This is a genomic window from Glaesserella parasuis, from assembly GCF_017352235.1.
Taxonomy (GTDB): domain Bacteria; phylum Pseudomonadota; class Gammaproteobacteria; order Enterobacterales; family Pasteurellaceae; genus Glaesserella; species Glaesserella parasuis.
Genome location: NZ_CP071487.1, coordinates 376,573 through 394,864 on the forward strand (window position 1 = coordinate 376,573; position 18,292 = coordinate 394,864).

General features: G+C 40.7%; 20 protein-coding genes and 2 pseudogenes. 7 read left to right on the plus strand and 15 right to left on the minus strand.

The window, feature by feature from the left end; translation table 11 throughout:
- Window positions 1-45: 45 nt before the first annotated feature.
- From tal to J1G47_RS01910, 4 genes are all read right to left on the minus strand, one after another.
- Entirely contained in the window at window positions 46-996 is a 951-nt protein-coding gene (gene tal, locus J1G47_RS01895; RefSeq protein ID WP_010786288.1) for a transaldolase, read from the minus strand.
- 114 nt (window positions 997-1,110) lie between these two features.
- Window positions 1,111-2,382 (minus strand): AmpG family muropeptide MFS transporter, encoded by a 1,272-nt coding sequence (locus J1G47_RS01900; protein ID WP_010786287.1) that lies wholly within the window; start codon window positions 2,380-2,382, stop codon window positions 1,111-1,113.
- A gap of 2 nt (window positions 2,383-2,384) precedes the next feature.
- Window positions 2,385-3,401: a UDP-glucose 4-epimerase GalE gene (galE, locus tag J1G47_RS01905; RefSeq protein ID WP_021109812.1), complete on the minus strand. Its 1,017-nt coding sequence runs from the start codon at window positions 3,399-3,401 to the stop codon at window positions 2,385-2,387.
- Window positions 3,402-3,465: 64 nt separating this feature from the next.
- Window positions 3,466-4,128, minus strand: a complete 663-nt coding sequence (locus J1G47_RS01910; protein ID WP_005712071.1) for a pseudouridine synthase — start codon at window positions 4,126-4,128, stop codon at window positions 3,466-3,468.
- 162 nt (window positions 4,129-4,290) lie between these two features.
- Here J1G47_RS01910 and J1G47_RS01915 point away from each other — a divergent pair, with 162 nt between their 5' ends.
- The 3 genes from J1G47_RS01915 (at window position 4,291) to pyrG (ending at window position 7,037) form a co-directional block, all read left to right on the plus strand.
- Entirely contained in the window at window positions 4,291-4,620 is a 330-nt protein-coding gene (locus J1G47_RS01915) for a YbaB/EbfC family nucleoid-associated protein (RefSeq protein ID WP_015939587.1), read from the plus strand.
- A 66-nt stretch (window positions 4,621-4,686) separates the two neighbouring features.
- A complete protein-coding gene (gene recR / locus J1G47_RS01920) occupies window positions 4,687-5,292 on the plus strand; it encodes a recombination mediator RecR (RefSeq protein WP_207326722.1) in 606 nt (201 codons plus the stop codon).
- A gap of 110 nt (window positions 5,293-5,402) precedes the next feature.
- On the plus strand, window positions 5,403-7,037 hold the full coding sequence (gene pyrG / locus J1G47_RS01925) for a glutamine hydrolyzing CTP synthase (RefSeq protein WP_010786284.1): 1,635 nt from the start codon (window positions 5,403-5,405) through the stop codon (window positions 7,035-7,037).
- A gap of 111 nt (window positions 7,038-7,148) precedes the next feature.
- On the opposite strand, the gene serA is transcribed toward pyrG, so the two are convergent.
- The 9 genes and pseudogenes from serA to tsaA form a co-directional block, all read right to left on the minus strand.
- Window positions 7,149-8,381, minus strand: coding sequence for a phosphoglycerate dehydrogenase (gene serA, locus J1G47_RS01930; RefSeq protein ID WP_010786283.1), 1,233 nt, complete (start codon window positions 8,379-8,381; stop codon window positions 7,149-7,151).
- Window positions 8,382-8,442: 61 nt separating this feature from the next.
- On the minus strand, window positions 8,443-9,102 hold the full coding sequence (rpiA, locus tag J1G47_RS01935; protein ID WP_010786282.1) for a ribose-5-phosphate isomerase RpiA: 660 nt from the start codon (window positions 9,100-9,102) through the stop codon (window positions 8,443-8,445).
- A gap of 98 nt (window positions 9,103-9,200) precedes the next feature.
- A complete protein-coding gene (gene glmM / locus J1G47_RS01940) occupies window positions 9,201-10,535 on the minus strand; it encodes a phosphoglucosamine mutase (RefSeq protein ID WP_075605672.1) in 1,335 nt (444 codons plus the stop codon).
- A gap of 6 nt (window positions 10,536-10,541) precedes the next feature.
- Complete coding sequence (gene ilvA, locus J1G47_RS01945; RefSeq protein ID WP_207326723.1) at window positions 10,542-12,068, minus strand: threonine ammonia-lyase, biosynthetic; 1,527 nt, start codon at window positions 12,066-12,068, stop codon at window positions 10,542-10,544.
- 14 nt (window positions 12,069-12,082) lie between these two features.
- Window positions 12,083-12,163 carry a thr operon leader peptide gene (thrL, locus tag J1G47_RS12175; protein ID WP_223300060.1) on the minus strand — a complete coding sequence of 27 codons (81 nt, stop codon included), beginning with the start codon at window positions 12,161-12,163 and terminating at the stop codon, window positions 12,083-12,085.
- Window positions 12,156-12,653: pseudogene (gene slyD / locus J1G47_RS01950) on the minus strand (peptidylprolyl isomerase); the annotation flags it as partial. The gene thrL and the pseudogene slyD, both read right to left, overlap by 8 nt.
- A gap of 117 nt (window positions 12,654-12,770) precedes the next feature.
- Window positions 12,771-12,911 (minus strand): hypothetical protein, encoded by a 141-nt coding sequence (locus J1G47_RS01955; RefSeq protein WP_010786278.1) that lies wholly within the window; start codon window positions 12,909-12,911, stop codon window positions 12,771-12,773.
- A gap of 8 nt (window positions 12,912-12,919) precedes the next feature.
- Window positions 12,920-13,624 (minus strand): SIMPL domain-containing protein, encoded by a 705-nt coding sequence (locus J1G47_RS01960; protein ID WP_075620849.1) that lies wholly within the window; start codon window positions 13,622-13,624, stop codon window positions 12,920-12,922.
- 51 nt (window positions 13,625-13,675) lie between these two features.
- A complete protein-coding gene (gene tsaA, locus J1G47_RS01965) occupies window positions 13,676-14,413 on the minus strand; it encodes a tRNA (N6-threonylcarbamoyladenosine(37)-N6)-methyltransferase TrmO (RefSeq protein ID WP_010786276.1) in 738 nt (245 codons plus the stop codon).
- Between the two features lie 104 nt (window positions 14,414-14,517).
- Between tsaA and J1G47_RS01970 the strand changes: the two genes are divergently transcribed.
- Window positions 14,518-15,423, plus strand: a complete 906-nt coding sequence (locus J1G47_RS01970) for a 1,4-dihydroxy-2-naphthoate polyprenyltransferase (protein ID WP_035492176.1) — start codon at window positions 14,518-14,520, stop codon at window positions 15,421-15,423.
- Window positions 15,424-15,457: 34 nt separating this feature from the next.
- On the opposite strand, the gene J1G47_RS01975 is transcribed toward J1G47_RS01970, so the two are convergent.
- Entirely contained in the window at window positions 15,458-15,619 is a 162-nt protein-coding gene (locus J1G47_RS01975; RefSeq protein WP_010786274.1) for a Trm112 family protein, read from the minus strand.
- Complete coding sequence (lpxK, locus tag J1G47_RS01980; protein ID WP_207326843.1) at window positions 15,600-16,601, minus strand: tetraacyldisaccharide 4'-kinase; 1,002 nt, start codon at window positions 16,599-16,601, stop codon at window positions 15,600-15,602. Before lpxK ends, J1G47_RS01975 begins: the two co-directional genes overlap by 20 nt.
- A 192-nt stretch (window positions 16,602-16,793) precedes the next feature.
- Here lpxK and J1G47_RS01985 point away from each other — a divergent pair.
- The 3 genes and pseudogenes from J1G47_RS01985 to hutZ all read left to right on the plus strand — a co-directional run.
- Window positions 16,794-17,144, plus strand: a pseudogene (locus J1G47_RS01985) (IS5 family transposase); the annotation flags it as partial.
- A gap of 65 nt (window positions 17,145-17,209) precedes the next feature.
- The gene (hutX, locus tag J1G47_RS01990; RefSeq protein ID WP_010786271.1) at window positions 17,210-17,704 is read left to right on the plus strand and encodes a heme utilization cystosolic carrier protein HutX; all 495 of its coding nucleotides are present in this window, start codon (window positions 17,210-17,212) and stop codon (window positions 17,702-17,704) included.
- 13 nt (window positions 17,705-17,717) lie between these two features.
- Complete coding sequence (hutZ, locus tag J1G47_RS01995) at window positions 17,718-18,257, plus strand: heme utilization protein HutZ (protein WP_005712043.1); 540 nt, start codon at window positions 17,718-17,720, stop codon at window positions 18,255-18,257.
- The last annotated feature ends 35 nt before the right edge of the window (window positions 18,258-18,292 follow it).

Consider the following 18,292-nt stretch of genomic DNA (forward strand, 5'->3'; position numbering starts at 1 on the left):
ATAAAAGCCCCGATTATATTTCGGGGCTGTTAATCTAAAGAATAATTAGAACTTCGCTAAAAGCATTGCTTCTAATTTCTCTTGGTCAATCGCAAATTTACGGATACCTTCCGCTAATTTCTCAACTGCCATTGGATCTTGGTTATGTTCCCAATAGAATTCAGCTTCTGTCATTGGTGCTGGACGAGCTTTCACTTCACCTTTGTACTCTAACTTACGCACTAACGGTGCTTCGCTTTCTTGTAACTCTTTTAATAGTGCTGGTGCAATTGTCAAGCGGTCGCAACCTGCTAATTCTGTGATTTCACCTGCGTTACGGAAACTTGCTCCCATTACCACCGTGTTATAGCCGTGTTGTTTGTAGTAGTTATAGATTGAAGTCACTGAAACCACACCTGGATCTTCTGCTGGTGCATACTCTTTCTTATCAGAATTTGCTTTGTACCAGTCAAGAATACGACCTACGAATGGCGAAATTAAGTAAACGCCAGCTTCTGCACAAGCACGTGCTTGAGCCTGAGAGAATAATAGCGTTAAGTTACAGTTAATTCCTTCTTTTTCTAATTGCTCTGCCGCTTTGATACCCTGCCAAGTTGAAGCAATTTTAATTAAGATACGGTCGTTGCTGATCCCTGCTTCGTTATATAACGCAATCAGTTTGCGAGCTTTCGCGATAGTTTTTTCCGTATCGTAAGAGTAGCGAGCATCAACTTCTGTTGAAATACGACCTTTCACCACTTTTAAAATTTCTAAACCGATATTTACCGCTAATTTATCTTCTGCATCGATCAGTTGTTGTGCCTTATCATTGCTTTTAGCTTTTGCATAAGCAATCGCTTCATCAATTAATGGAGCATATTGAGGTAGTGCAGATGCACTTAAAACTAATGATGGGTTTGTTGTTGCATCTTCTGGTTGATACGCTTTGATTGCATCAATATCACCAGTATCCGCAACTACGACAGTCATTTGACGTAAAGCATCTAGTTGGTTCATAAAAAGTTCCTCTATAATATAAAAAACACCGCCTGTAATAATAACAGTAACTGCTTAAAGCACCTAGTATGAATTAAGTAACGAGATTATATTTTACAATATGTTAACTGGGTACTATTTCTTTTCATTCCAAGGTGCTACCCAAAACAAGCATAACATTCCTGGAATCGCTAAGAAAAAGCAGATCCAATAGAAATGGTAGAAGCCAACGCTCTCAGCTAATGCCCCAGATGTCGCACCAATCAATTTACTTGGAATCGCGGTTAAGCTGGTGAAAATCGCAAATTGTGTCGCTGTATAAAGTGGATTTGTTTCACGAGAAATATAGGCGACAAAACAGGCTGTGCCTAAGCCAATTCCGATATATTCACCAATAATAACCGCAGATAAAGCGAAGCGTTCGTAAGTACCGATTGTTTCAAACCTACCGTGACTTGCAAGCCACGCAAAGCCGAGTAACATTAGCATTTGGAACACACCGAAAATCCATAAAGAGCGATTTACGCCAATACGCAACATCAGCACGCCACCCACCATGCCCGCCACAATAGAAGCCCATAGTCCGTTGATTTTTACCGCTGTACCTAAATCGGTGCGGCTAAAGCCCATATCCAGAATAAAGGCACTTTGTAAGGTAGCCGCAAAGGAGTCGCCTAAGTTATAAAGCAATATAAAAGTGAGTGTGCCAACCGCCGGCCATAAACCTTTACGTTGAAAGAACTCTTTGAATGGAATAACAAAGGCTTCGTGGAAAGGAAGATTGCGGTTATCTTGTAAAATTGTTGGCTCTTTCGCTAAGAATAAACTCAGAATAATCCCAGGGATCATAAAGAGTGCGGTAAACAAAAAGACTGTTTCCCAAGGATAGTGGTCAGAAACAATCAACGCTAACCCACCTGGAATTAACCCAGCAATACGATAGCCGTTAATATGAATAGAGTTACCTAAACCCAGTTCTTCATCAGACAAAATTTCACGGCGATAAGCATCAACCACAATATCTTGTACCGCAGACACAAAGGCAACTGCAATGGCTAACATCATTACGGGTTTAATATCTTGTGCTGGATTGAAGAAGCCGAAGCAAGCAATTAACCCCAATAGAGCTATCTGCGTGAAAAACATCCAGCTACGGCGACGACCAAGGAAATTTGGGTAATAGCGGTCAAACAGTGGAGCAACTAAAAATTTCCAAGTGTAAGGCAAACCAACGATAGCAAAAAAACCAATGGTTTTTAAATCTACCTGTTCAGAGCGAAGCCACGCTGGAATTAATTGATAGATAAAATATAACGGCAAGCCAGATGTAAACCCTGTAAATACGCAGAGCAACATTTTGTAACTGAAAATTTGCCGCCAAAGAGAAACCTTTACTTGCTCGCTCATTTTTACCCCTTATACCCATTTGGATTATTTTTTTGCCAATTCCAAGTGTCTTTCATCATTTGCGTTAAATCGTATTGCGTTTTCCAACCTAGCTGTTCAAGAGCTTTTTGTGGATTAGAGTAACAGACCGCAATATCGCCAGGGCGACGTTCAACCAATTTATAAGGCACTTTAATGTCGTTTGCTTGTTCAAAGGCGTTCACCATATCTAACACAGAATAGCCAGTGCCTGTACCTAAATTATAGACGTGGAAACCTGCATCATCTTGATGTTTTTCCAACGCTTTTAAATGCCCAATTGCCAGATCAACAACGTGAATATAATCACGCACGCCAGTGCCGTCGTGGGTTTCATAATCACAACCAAACACAGACAGTTGTTGCAATTTGCCTACGGCAACTTGGCTGATATAAGGTAATAAGTTATTTGGAATACCGTTAGGATCTTCGCCAATCAGACCGCTTGCGTGAGCTCCAACAGGATTGAAGTAGCGTAGTACGACTGCACTAAATTGTGGGAAGGCTTTCGCTGTATCTTCTAGGATACGCTCTACCATATATTTTGATGTGCCATAAGGGTTGGTTGTTCCACCGACTTCACAAGCTTCCGTAATCGGAATTTCTTTCGGATCGCCATAAACCGTTGCTGATGAACTAAACACAATCGTATTGACATTGGCTTTTAACATCTCTTCAACCAACACAATGGAACCTGTCACATTGTTTTGGTAGTAACGCAACGGCTCTCGAACACTTTCGCCTACGGCTTTTAAGCCCGCGAAATGGATAACCGAATCAATCTGATTTTCTGCGAAAATGCGACGTAACATTTCACGATCTAAAATATCGCCTTGATAAAAGCGAACGGATTTTCCCGTAATCTGTTTAACTCGCTCTAAAGAGATTTCAGATGAATTAGATAAGTTATCTAACACCACAATCTCTTTGCCTTGATTTAATAATTCTACTACGGTATGTGAGCCGATATAGCCAGCTCCGCCTGTTACTAAAATTGCCATATGTTATCCTTGTTATGAATTTTTGTTGATTATATTCTAATATAGTACAAATTTTAATTAAAATTTAATGATTTACTGTTCTCAATTTTAATTTTTTAAATAAGAGCTTCTTTTGAATATTATCTAAAATTAAATATTCTCCAGGAGCCAGAGAACCTAGTTTGAAGTAACTGACTCCAACCCTAACTAATCTTAATGTTGGAAATCCGATATGAGCAGTCATTCTCCTTACTTGGCGATTTTTACCCTCAACAATTTTTAGTTCAATCCATGAGGTAGGAATATTTTTTCTTTCTCGAATTTTGGGGGCACTTTGCCATTTAAAATGAGGATCTGGGATAATTTTAACTTTAGCTGGCTTTGTTAAGCCATCCTTTAATATTACACCACTAGCTAATCTATTAAGATCTTCTGGTTGAGGAATGCCCTCAATCTGAACCCAATATGTTTTTTCTTTTTCAAACTTAGGGTTTGCTAAACGATGTTGAATTTGACCATTATTAGTCAGTAATAATAGACCTTCGCTATCTTTATCTAAACGTCCAATAGGATAGACATTTGGAATAGAAATAAATTCTTTCAGGGTTTTGCATGCCTGATTGTTAGTAAATTGAGATAGGACCCCGTAAGGTTTATTAACTAAAACAACTATTGTTTCATCAAAAGTCAGTTTTGCGTTATTAATACGTTGTACTGGTCTAATTAAGGCAGATTTGAGTTTAAACATAATGATTTTTAGAAAAGTTTTAGAGAAGTTGCTGGATTCTATTCATACTAAGCTATTAAAACAATAGAAAGCTGAGATCCAATTTTATCACTTGCGCCGACTAAACTGCTTCAGTAGAATGTCAATTATTATTCTTTTATTAATATCTAATGGGGTCATAACATGTTTGGAAAAGGTGGCTTGGGCGGCTTAATGAAACAAGCTCAGCAAATGCAAGAGCGTATGCAAAAAATGCAAGAAGAGATCGCACAATTAGAGGTAACTGGCGAATCAGGAGCTGGCTTGGTGAAGGTGACAATTAATGGGGCGCATAATTGTCGTCGTATCGAAATCGATCCATCGTTAATGGAAGATGATAAAGAAATGGCGGAAGATTTAGTTGCAGCTGCATTCAACGACGCAGTTCGCCGTGCTGATGAAATGCAAAAAGAGAAAATGGCAAGTGTTACTGCGGGTATGCAATTACCACCAGGAATGAAGTTCCCATTCTAATTATCTAGTTAATCACTTTAAAAGTAGGGGCAAATTGCCCTTGCTACTATTTATATCATATCACTTATGCAAAGTAGCCCTTTACTTGAAAATCTTATGGAAGCCCTGCGTGTATTGCCAGGGGTTGGTCCAAAATCTGCACAACGTATGGCGTATCATCTTTTACAGCGTAACCGCTCAGGCGGTGTGAATTTAGCTAAAGCATTGAGCGAAGCAATGACTCACATTGGACATTGCAAATCTTGCCGAACTTTTACTGAAGAAGATGAGTGTGCTATCTGCCAAAACTACCGCCGCCAAATCAGCGGACAACTTTGTGTGGTTGAAATGCCTGCAGATATTCAAGCGATTGAACAAACTGGGCAATTTTCAGGGCGTTATTTTGTATTAATGGGACATCTATCTCCTTTAGATGGAATAGGACCTTGCGAAATTGGTTTAGATTTATTACAAAAACGCTTAGAAGAAGAATCTTTTCAAGAAGTGATTCTGGCAACCAATCCAACGATTGAGGGGGATGCGACCGCAAATTATATCGCTGAGATGTGTTCTATTCACAATATTAAAGTTACTCGTATCGCGCACGGTATTCCTGTCGGAAGTGAATTAGAAATGGTTGACGGAACAAGCCTTTCTCATTCATTTGTCGGAAGACGGGATATTTCTTTATAAATAATTTCTTACTAGCCTATCAGGACGTTTTGCTGTAAACTACGCTCCCGTCCTGATGGTTTATTCCATTCCGAATTTCAACTCTATTTATCACATAAAAGGCAGACAAAATGGCAACGAATTATATTTTCGTGACGGGCGGCGTTGTTTCTTCTTTAGGGAAAGGCATTGCAGCGGCGTCGTTAGCATCAATTCTTGAAGCTCGTGGCTTAAATGTCACTATTATGAAGCTCGATCCTTATATCAATGTCGATCCAGGTACGATGAGTCCAACGCAACACGGTGAAGTATTCGTGACTCAAGATGGTGCAGAAACGGATTTAGACTTAGGTCACTATGAGCGTTTTATCCGTACCAAAATGACCAAAGCGAACAACTTTACAAGCGGTAGGATCTACTCAGAAGTTTTGCGTAAAGAGCGTCGTGGTGACTATTTAGGTGCAACGATCCAAGTTATTCCACATATTACGAACGAAATCAAAGTACGAGTGATTGAAGGTGGTAAAGGTCACGATGTTGCAATCGTTGAAGTGGGTGGCACTGTAGGCGATATTGAATCACTGCCGTTCTTAGAAGCATTACGTCAATTAGCCGTTGATGTGGGGCGTGAAAAAACATTGTTTATGCACTTAACCCTTGTGCCATATATCCCAACGGCAGGTGAAGTGAAAACTAAGCCAACACAGCACTCAGTGAAAGAGTTGCTCTCTATCGGTATTCAACCTGATGTGTTGATCTGCCGTTCGGATCGTATGATCCCAGCAAATGAACGTGCGAAAATCGCGTTATTCTGTAATGTGCCTGAGCGTGCGGTTATTTCTCTTAAAGATGTTGATTCCATCTACCGTATTCCAGCGTTATTAAAATCGCAAGGTTTAGACGATTTCGTTTGTGATCGCTTTCGCTTAACTTGCAAAGAAGCAGATTTATCTGAATGGGAACAAGTGCTGTACCAACAAGCAAACCCAACGGGTGAGGTGACTATCGGTATGGTCGGTAAATATGTTGAGTTACCGGATGCTTACAAATCGGTCAATGAAGCATTAAAACACGCAGGCTTGAAAAATCGTTTAACGGTAAACGTTAAATATATTGATTCACAGGATGTAGAAACCAAAGGCGTGGAAGTGTTACAAGGGGTTGATGCGATTTTAGTCCCTGGCGGTTTTGGCTATCGTGGTGTGGAAGGGAAAATCCGTACTGCACAGTATGCTCGTGAAAATAAAATTCCATACTTGGGTATTTGTTTAGGTATGCAGATTGCATTAATTGAATATGCTCGTAATGTTGCAGGTTTAACTCAAGCGAACTCATCAGAATTTGATAAACACTGTCCACAACCTGTCGTGGGTTTAATTACCGAATGGCAAGATGAATCAGGCAATGTTGAGACTCGCTCAGATGAATCAGATTTAGGTGGTACAATGCGTTTAGGCGCACAGCAATGCCACTTAATCGAAGGTACAAAAGCACGCGAAGTGTATGGGGCTGAAACGATCGTTGAACGCCACCGCCACCGCTATGAAGTAAACAATACATTACTTCCACAAATTGAAGCAGCAGGCTTGAAAGTGAGCGGTTTATCGGCAGATCGTAAATTAGTCGAAATTATTGAAGTACCAAACCACCCTTGGTTTATCGCAGCACAATTCCATCCTGAATTTACCTCAACTCCTCGTGATGGACATCCGTTATTTGAAGGATTTGTAAAAGCGGCAAAAGAGCATCAAGGTAAAAATGCTTAATGATTTTAGGGCATAGTAGACAAAATGGTTGCTATGCCCTTTTGTCTACTATGCCGCCAAATTCCCCTCTAAAAGTCATTTTTCTTTCAACTTTTAGAGGGAAAACAACAGCTAGTATAAAACCCTAGCCCTAATAGTTCCATCAATCTCTTTCAAGCGTTTTAATGCCTCGCCCGTTTGTTCTGTTTCAACGTCGATAACCACATAACCAATCGTCGGATCGGTTTGTAGATATTCTGCGGCAATATTCACATTCGCATCAACGAAGACTTTATTGATTTGATTTAAAATACCTGGGCGGTTTTCGTGGATATGCAGTAAACGTTTTGTGCCTTTATGTTCTGGCAAGGAAACTTCTGGGAAATTGACTGCAGATAATGTAGAACCATTATCGGAGTATTTCACAAATTTACTTGATACTTCAGTGCCAATATTTTCTTGTGCTTCTGATGTAGAACCACCAATGTGTGGAGTTAAGATCACATTATCAAATTCGCAAAGTGGCGACTCAAACGGATCGCTTGCAGAAGCTGGCTCTTCAGGGAAAACATCAAGGGCTGCACCACGCAGTTTGTCCGTTTTTAATACCTCAACTAGTGCATCAATATCTACCACCGTTCCTCGTGCCGCATTTACTAATACTGCACCTTCTTTCATCTGGGCTAAACGTTTTGCATCAATTAAATTTTTTGTTGAAGCATTCTCAGGAACGTGTAACGAAATCGCATCACAGGTTGAAAGCAGTTCTTCAAGGGTTGCGACTTGTTGAGCATTCCCAAGCGGTAGTTTATTTTCAATATCATAAAAATACACTTGCATACCGATAGACTCGGCAATAATGCTTAGTTGAGAACCGATATGCCCGTAGCCGATAATCCCTAGTTTCTTACCACGCACTTCATTTGAACCTGCGGCAGATTTATTCCAAATGCCACGATGCACTTCCGCATTTGCTTTTGGCACTTGACGCATTAACACAATGATTTCACCTAACACCAATTCGGCAACGGAGCGAGTATTTGAGAAAGGAGCATTAAAAACAGGGATCCCACGGCGCTTTGCTGCCTCTAAATCAACTTGATTGGTTCCGATACAATAACAGCCAATAGCGACCAATTTTTGAGCCTGTTGCAAGACTTCATCTGTTATAAAAGTACGCGAACGGATACCAACAAAATGTGCATCTTTAATCGCATCAATTAGCTCTTGACCATCAAGCGCTTTTTTATGGTATTCAATGTTGGTATAACCTGCATTCTTCAGGACATCAATCGCATTTTGATGAACGCCTTCCAGTAGCAAAAATTTAATTTTAGATTTATCTAAAGAAACTTTGGTTGTCATATTGCCTTCCTTATACAGAAGAGAGTTGAGTAGCACCCCCAACTCTCCGTAGTGATTTTTCTTATTCAATAATTTTCGCACCATCAGGCGTACCTACGATGGTCACATTCGCATAACGTTGTGCAAAAATACCATTGGTAACAACGCCTGCGATATTATTGATGGTATGTTCCATTTTTAACGGCTCAAAAATTTTGAAGTTATACACATCTAAAATCACATTGCCATTATCTGTCACAACCCCTTCACGATATTCAGGCGATCCCCCTAAGGCGACTAATTGACGAGCAACATAAGAACGAGCCATTGGGATCACCTCAACAGGCAGAGCGAAAGTAGAGCCTAACACATCTACTTGCTTACTTGCATCAACAATACAGATGAATTTTTTTGCAAGTGAACTCACAATTTTTTCACGCGTTAATGCCGCACCTCCGCCTTTAATCATATAACCTTGGGGGGTAATTTCATCAGCACCGTCAATATAGACATCAAGCTCAGTCACTTCATTGGCACTAAATACCTCAATACCCAATGCTCTTAAACGTTCTTCTGAAGCTTTTGAAGCTGCGACTGCCCCTTTGATTTTATCTGCCATTTCACCTAAGGCATCAATAAAACAGTTTACAGTTGAGCCACTTCCCACACCAACAATAGTGTCAGGTTTAACATATTGCAAAGCGGCACGCGCTGCAATTTTCTTCATTTCAAGTTGATCCATAGCGTTCCCCTTAAAGCAAACGTTTGCGTTATTATAATTTAAAAAAGATAAAGCGGTAAGATCCTTGCAAAATTTTGCAGAAATCTTACCGCTTGCGATTAGTTACGTTTCACTGCTTCTGCAATTTCTTGCGCACAGCTTTGTGCTAAAGCACCGTCTTCGCACTCTACCATCACACGAATTAACGGCTCGGTGCCCGATTTACGCAATAAGATACGACCTTTGCCTGCTAAACGTTGTTCAACATCTTTTGCAACAGCTTTAACTTCATCACTGTCTAATGGGTTTGCACCACCAGCAAAGCGAACATTGATTAACACTTGTGGGAAAAGTGGCACAGCTTTCGCTAGATCATTCAGGCTTAATTTATGTGATGCCATTGCAGCCAATACTTCAAGTGATGCGACAATGCCATCACCTGTGGTATTTTTGTCTAACACGATAATATGCCCTGAGTTTTCGCCGCCGAGTTTCCAGCCTTTTTCTTTTAAGACTTCAAGCACATAGCGGTCGCCCACATTTGCTCGTGCAAATGGAATTGCCAACTCTTTTAAGGCAAGCTCCAAGCTCATATTGCTCATTAATGTACCAACGACACCACCGTGTAATTTGCCTGAAGGCAATGCTTCACGTGCAATAATAAAGAGAATTTGGTCGCCATCAACCTTGTTACCTAAATGATCAACCATAATTAAGCGGTCGCCGTCGCCATCATAAGCCAAGCCGACATCTGCACCAGCTTCAACCACCACTTGTTGTAAAGCTTTAATATCCGTTGCACCGCATTTCTCATTGATATTCAAGCCATTCGGGTGTGTACCGATTTCGATCACTTCTGCCCCCAATTCACGCATAACACTTGGGGCAATGTGGTAAGTTGCACCATTCGCACAATCCACCACGATTTTATAGCCTTCAAGGCTTAAATGTGATGGGAAAGTGCTTTTACAAAATTCGATATAACGTCCTGCAGCATCATTAATACGACTTGCACGACCTAATTCTGCAGATTCGACACAGTCCATCGGTTGATCAAGCATTGCTTCAATCGCTTCTTCGACTTCATCTGGTAATTTTTCACCGATTGCAGAGAAAAATTTGATCCCATTATCATCATAAGGGTTGTGAGATGCTGAAATTACAATTCCTGCTTCTGCACGGAATGTACGAGTTAAGTAGGCAATCGCAGGGGTTGGCATCGGGCCTGTAAAGGCGGCAGATAAACCTGCTGCAGCCAAGCCAGCTTCGAGTGCAGACTCAAGCATATAACCTGAAATACGGGTATCTTTACCAATTAATACCTGTTTAGAGCCTTGAGTAGCAAGCACTTTACCTGCTGCCCACCCCAATTTCAATGCAAAATCAGGCGTAATCGGAAATTGCCCCACTTTGCCACGCACTCCATCGGTGCCAAAATATTTACGTTCTGCCATAAATAATTACCTTAAAAAATATTGATATGCTGGGCTATCATTAACATCTTGATAGCGGTAACCTAATCGGTCTAAATCTTGTTTAAACGCCTCTTTTTCACTGCTGTTCACAACAAATGCCGCCAAAATGTCACCATAATCTGCACCGTGAGCACGGTAGTGGAACAGCGAAATATCCCAATCAATTAACGTTTGCAAGAACTTCAACAACGCCCCTTTCTGCTCTGGGAACTCAAAACTGTATAATTCTTCTTGCTGAATAGAACTTGGGCGACCGCCGACCATATAACGAATGTGGGTTTTCGCGATGTCATCATCGGATAAATCGGTAACTGGATAGCCATTTTGTTGTAAATCTTTAATGATCTCTAATTTTTCAGCATTCCCACTAATACGCACGCCCACAAAGATACAGGCTTGCTGATCGTCTGCGTGACGATAGTTAAATTCTGTGACCGCACGATTACCAATAATTTGACAGAACTTGAGAAAAGCGCCTTTTTGTTCAGGAATAGAAACGGCTAAGAGTGCTTCGTGTTTTTCGCCGATTTCACAACGCTCTGACACATAACGTAGTGTGTGGAAGTTAAGGTTTGCCCCCGATAAAATACAGGCGAGATTTTTACCTTCAGGATTGTGTTGAGCGACATATTTTTTCAGTCCAGCTAAAGACAATGCCCCCGACGGCTCTGCTACCGCACGCACATTCTCAAACACATCTTTCAATGCCGCACAGATTTCATCGTTATCGACTAACACGACATCATCAACATACTTCTGACATAAACGGAATGTTTCATCGCCAACACGTTTAACCGCAACACCATCAGCAAATAAACCGACACGTTCTAAATCAACAGGTTGCCCTGCTTGCAAAGCATAAAATAGACAAGCGGAATCTTTAGACTCAACCCCAATTACTTTAATTTCAGGCATTAATTGCTTAATCAGCACGGCAATGCCCGCAATCAAACCACCGCCACCGACAGGCACAAAAATATAGTTCAGATCGGCATTTTGTTGCAATAATTCCATACCAATAGAGCCTTGTCCTGCAATCACTAACGGGTGATCGAACGGGTGAACAAAGGTCATATTCAGCTCTTGGGAAAGCTCAATCGCTTTGGCTTTGGCTTCATCAAAATTTGCCCCATAGAGCAACACTTCCCCACCAAAACCACGCACCGCATCGACTTTGATTGACGGCGTATTTTGTGGCATCACAATTAACGCTCGCAAACCGAGATGTTTTGCAGACAAAGCAACCCCTTGAGCGTGATTACCAGCAGAAGCCGCAATCACTCCTGCATTTTTCTGAGCTGGAGAGAGATTAGAAATCATCGCATAAGCCCCACGCAGTTTAAAACTATGCACTGGCTGGCGATCTTCACGTTTAATGGAAATATGATTACCCAAACGCTCTGAGAGCTTTTCCATTTTTTGCAATGGTGTAACTTGGGCAAGATCGTAGATTTTAGAACTTAAAATGGCACGGAGGTAATCCGTGCCTGATTGTAATGGGGTATCACTCATCGTTCAACCAACCTTTAATTAGTGATTGCAGCCGCAACCGCCGTGTCCGTGATGGTGGTGATGATCGTGACCACAGCAACCGTGATCTTCTTCATCGTGATCGTGACCACAGCAACCACCTTCTTGATGAACGTGACCGTGAGCAATTTCTTCTAATGTCGCTTCACGCGTTGCAACCACTTCCACAGAGAATAATAATTCTTGACCTGCTAACATATGGTTACCATCAACAACGACTTCGTCGCCATCAACTTCAGTGATCACCACAGGTAATGGACCTAAATCCGTATCTGCGATAAAACGCATACCCACTTCTAATTCATCAACGCCCATAAACACATCTTTTGGCACACGTTGCACCATATTTTCATTATATTCGCCGTACGCTTCTTCTGGTTTAACACGCACTTCAAAAGTATCGCCAACCGCTTTACCTTCTAACGCATTTTCTAAACCGATAACAAGATTGTTGTGACCGTGTAAATATTCTAATGGTTGCTCAACAGGTGCTTCATCTACTAATACGCCATCTTGAGTACGAACTTGGTATGCAATGCTAGGCACGACATTTTTAGTAATTTTCATTTAAGTATCCTTATTTTATTAGGTAAAAAATTCTAGGCATTGTAGCTTGTTATAGAGGATTTGCAAATGTTAGTAACAAAATGACCGCTTATTCTTACAAGCGGTCAAATTTTGCAATTAATCCACAATATCAGGCGTCACCGCATCAACCACATCAACAGCAGTTCCAACGACACCACTGACAACAGAAGTGACTAAACAACCACTTACCGAAGTACAAAGTAAGGTAAGACCGAGCAACTTAATCCACTTTTTCATTTTAATCCTTATCTTTCAAATTTCACCTGCCCCGAGGCAAAAGCAGAAATAGTGGCTTTGCCTGCTTCAAGTGGAATGTCCACATCTGCCTCTTTAGCATAACTTGCAGATCTTAATGCAACTGGACGGTTATAATGCTCTTGTCCGTTAGGGGTTTCTAACTGAACATTGCTGATAATATAACGTTTCGCATTTAGCCCTTTTTGAATAACTTCCGCTTTACGCTGAAATTGAGCAATAATGTCTAATGTCATTTCATCTTCAAGAGAAGCTAATTTTTCAGGCGATACACTAAAATGAATTTGCCCAATAGCCACGTCCTCGCCTAAATTCTCAAGCACCTTCGCCATCGCTTCAAAATTTTTACTTTTCAGTTGCAGACGACCTTCTGCAAACCAGCCTGTCACCTTACCTTTATTATCGTACTCTGGATAATTACTAATGCCATCTGCCGATAACTCAATGCTTTTATCTTGCTTCGCTAATTCGATCACTTGATTGAGATGGGCAGAAACTTGCTTTTTCAGTTCATTCAGGTTTTTACCTGACATTCTGCTATATACCTCAGCTTTCATCAGATCTTTATCCACCGCACGACTTACTTGCGTTGAAAACTGGAAAGTCGAGTTGGTATCAAAGGTATTTGGCTCTGCCGATACAGCCAATGAAGTAAATACAAGCGGTAAAATGGCTAAATATTTTTTCAATGTCATTCTCTATTCCTTTTATATCAGGGCGTAAAACACCACTTAGAACGTATTTCTCTAGATTAGTTCAATGTTTAAAATATGGGCAAGATCCTGTCGCACCTTATCTATCTGCCAAGTCACGTTATAGCCAGCCAAGTGCATACCATAAATTCGCTCACTTGGTTTACCTTGCTGATAGGCAGGTCGAGGGTCTTGTGCAACCACATCACATAAAAATTGCACAGGATCTTCAATACCAAATTTCGCAAAGTTCTGACAAGATTTGACCGCTTGTAATGCTTGCTCGGTCAAAAGCACTTGTAATTTCGCCTCAGGTTTATCTTGAGCAAACCCCGATAACGCATTCGGTTCACTATCAGCATAAGCAACGTAAGGTTTAATATCCAAAATAGGCGTGCCATCAACTAAATCAACACTGCCTAAATGTAAATAAACTTCGCCCTCTTTAACCTCAATACGATCTAATGCTACTTTCGACAAACCTAACGGATTTGGGCGATGTGTCGCACGGCTGGCAAATACACCGATACGTTCATTCCCCCCTAAACGAGGAGGGCGAACAGTAGCGTGCCATTCCCTTTCGGGAATTTGATGAAATTGAAAAATAAGCCAAAGATGACTAAATTGCTCAAGACCCCGTACTGCATCAGGTGTATTATAAGGTGGCAACAAACGCAAAATGCCTCGCCCTTCACGGACTAAATTAGGCTGACGAGGAACGGAAAATTTTTCCCCATAAGGTGTCTGTATCGTTCCAATAGGAGAAAGAGTTAAAGAGGACGGATTTGTCATAAAAAGGCAAATTTTCTGTTAAAAATCAAAACATATAAGAACATTTTGTAATAATATACACAGTTTTAAAAGAAAAACTTCATTAAAGTGACTAATTTATTGATATGAATAAAGGTTCTATGTTCTCTATTTGGTTTTCAACGGCTCGCCCAAAAACCTTACCGCTTGCATTAGCGTCTATTCTAATCGGCTCGGCTTTAGCGGCTTGGCAAGGAAAATTTGATTGGCTAACTACCTTACTTGCTTTTATCACAACGATTTTGTTACAAATTTTATCTAACTTTGCCAATGATTACGGCGATCACATCAAAGGTTCAGATACTTCAGAACGAATAGGGCCTTTACGTGCAATTCAACACGGGGCAATTACGGGTGAACAGCTTAAAAAGGCCTTAATCTTTGTTGCGATACTCTCTTTCATCTCAGGCTGTGGATTAATTGGTTATGCTTATCAAAGTTGGCAAGATCTTGTAGTTTTTGCACTACTTGGCATTTTAGCGATTGTTGCAGCAATCACCTACACCGTAGGAAAAAAACCGTATGGCTATTTAGGATTAGGCGATATTTCCGTACTCATTTTCTTTGGTTTTTTAGCCGTTTTAGGCACATTCTACTTGCAAGCCCATACTCTGCAGTTTGATCTATTACTCCCTGCTTTTGGCTGTGGTCTATTATCTGTAGCTGTATTAAATATCAATAACTTACGCGATATTGAGCAGGATAAACAAGCGGGTAAAAATACCCTCATTGTCCATATCGGTAGCCAGAATGGACGCCGTTACCATCTTCTTTTACTCAGCTTAGCTGTACTATCCTATCTTTTATTCACCCTAATGAATTTTGCTCATTGGTACAATTTCCTATACTTATTGGCAATCCCTTTGCTAGTCAAACACGGTTTATTTGTTTACCGACACAAACACCCAACAGAACTTCGCCCTATTCTTGGGCAAATGGCAGGATTGGCATTGATAACAAATTTGCTGTTTGGGTTGAGCATCATGTTATAAATATGGGATTAACTGGCTTACAGTTTATATATCTTTATAGCTTCTCCGCTTTCTCTGGCAACAACACAGGAATGCCATTTTCAATTGGGTAAGCGACATTCGCCGAACGGCTAATTAAACGGTTGTTTTCTTTATCCCACTCTAATTTTGTTTGAGTGATTGGGCAAGCGATAGTATTAAGCAGTTTTTCGTTCATTCTGTTTTCTCACTAATTCAAGGACGGGTTCTAATAAACAAGCGGTATCTTGTGCTGAAAATTTTGCAGAAACAGGCACATACCACCAATTTGGTTGAGCAAAACTACGGCATTTTACCGCATCTTTTTCGGTCATTAATAGCGGTAAGCCGTCTTTCTGTAAAGGTTCGATTATGTTTAACGCGTAAGGTTGATGATCAGCAAAGCCATAACTTTCTTTAAGTTGAATGCCAAGCTCTTGCAACATCATAAAAAAACGAGACGGATAGCCAATGCCTGCAAGGGCAATCGCCGACTGATGATAAAAATCGGTTATCGGTTTTTTCTCGCCTGTTTTTAAATTGATTACCCATTCAGGTTCTAACTGCATTAGATGTTCGCCTACTTGTGCAGATTTTCCGTTGCAAATCACCGCTTGCACTGATTTTAAACGGCTTGGAAGCTCTCTCAATCCACCTGCCGGCAAGACAAAACCGTTGCCAAAACGACGCTCGCCATCGACAACAACCCACTCCATATCTCGTTCAAGGGCGTAATGTTGTAAGCCATCATCAGTAATAATGAGATCCAACTCAAATTGGCTCAATAATAGTTCAATGCTTTGTCGGCGGTTCGGCGAAATGGCGACTGGAGCGAGTGTTCGTTGCGCAATGAGTACAGGCTCATCACCCATTAATTCGGGATTGCTATCGGCTGTGACTAACTGTGGATATTGCTTGTTTTTTCCACCATAACCACGGGAGATAACACCAACTTTCACGCCACTCTGTTGAAGCTGTTCTACCAACCACACGACCACAGGTGTTTTGCCGTTTCCGCCAACAGAAATATTTCCCACCACTAAGACTGGCACTGGCGAGCGGTAAGATGTTAGGATTTTTTTGCGGTATAACATCACTCGAATTTGGCTAATCAACCAAAAAAGCAGGGAGAGAGGGGCAAGTAGCCAAGTGACGAGGGATTTTGTTTGCCAGATGTTCATAGTTGTTATACGTAAAGTCATTTATATGTTTCTATGATGTACTGTCCATTCTATGGCATCAAATAAGTAATGTCTAAAAAATAAATTATTTTTGTAAGCATAGGGCGTGTTGATCTTTTAAGTACAAAAAACAAACGACATAGAAATTTGGTATAATTTAGTTCGCCAAAACCTAACCATCCCATACAAACTATGTCGCTTAGAACTATTTTAACAGATAATCTTTGGAAACGCCTAGCTTATTTACTCGACCGTACAGGACGTGTTTATAATAAACCTGAACATCGTAATACAGTGGAAGGGATTTTATATCGCATTCGTAAGGGATGCCCTTGGCGTGATTTACCTGCTGAATTTGGCTTGTGAAACACGATTTAGCGTCGGTTCAATCTTTGGTCTAAAAAGGGTGTTTGGCAAGAAGTGCTAAAATCATTTAGACAATATATTGATTCTGAATGGATTTTTATTGATAGCAGTGTCATCAAGGCTCACCAGCATTCAACAGGCACAAGCGGTCAAAATCTGCAAGCGATTGGTAAAAGTAGTTGATTCCAGCATAGCATGACTATAAAATAAATAATAATCATTATCAACTTATACATAACAACATGAACTCTTATAGACAACAAATCACCCAGCTTCTTGCTGAAAACCCGAATATGATTACCCTTGAAATTGCGGAAAAGTTAGATCTCCCAGAAGGGCAAGTGCTTTGCAATTTACCAAGTGAATTTGTCCGCTTGTTCTCTGCGGATAGAGCAGAAGAGATTCTACAAGCGATCAGTCAATGGGGAACATTTACAACTATCATCGAAAAAGAAGGTTCAATTTTTGAAATCAAAGACCGTTTTCCAAGCGGGATCTTTGCTCGAGGTTATTACAATTTGAATATGAAAGAGCAAGAAGGCGCGCTACACGGGCATTTAAAGCTTGATAATATTGCCCATATTGCCTTTGTTAGTTTGCCGTTTAGAGGGAAAGAAAGCTACAACATTGCTTTTATTGCACATAACGGGCAAACCATTTTCAAAGTGTATCTCGGTCGAGATGAGCAGCGACAACTCTTCCCAACACAAGTTGAAAAATTTAAGACATTTCAATAAAAAGGAGCGATAAATGTCAAATCGTCAAGAAGTATTACAAAACCGTTTAGGACCAGAAATTCAAGAATTTAAAGCAAAAATGAAAACATTGGTGCTTGCCACTGTGGATAAAGAGGGAACCCCTAATGTGAGTTATGCACCATTTGTGATCAATAATGGTGAATATCAAGTATTGATTTCCACCATTGCCCGCCACGCACGCAACCTACAGGAAGTGCCGAAAGTGTCGTTAATGTTGTTGGAAGATGAAAGTCAGAGCCGTGAAATTTTTGCTCGCCGCCGTTTGACCTTCGACGCAACCGCTCGCATTGTCGAACGCCACAGTGAAGAGTGGAATGATGGCATTGCCAAATTAAAAGCCCGTCACGGTGATTTAGTCGATGAGTTAGCAACCTTACAAGACTTCAAGCTGTTCTGCTTTAAACCACAACAAGGATTATTTGTAAAAGGGTTTGGTAAAGCGTTCCAAGTAAGTGCTGATGAATTAGTGAATTTTGTTCATCTTGATGAAGGGCATAATAAAGAAATCGGTCCGCACGAGAAAGAGGCATAAAACACAAGCGGTCAGTTACAGTAAATCCTTTACCA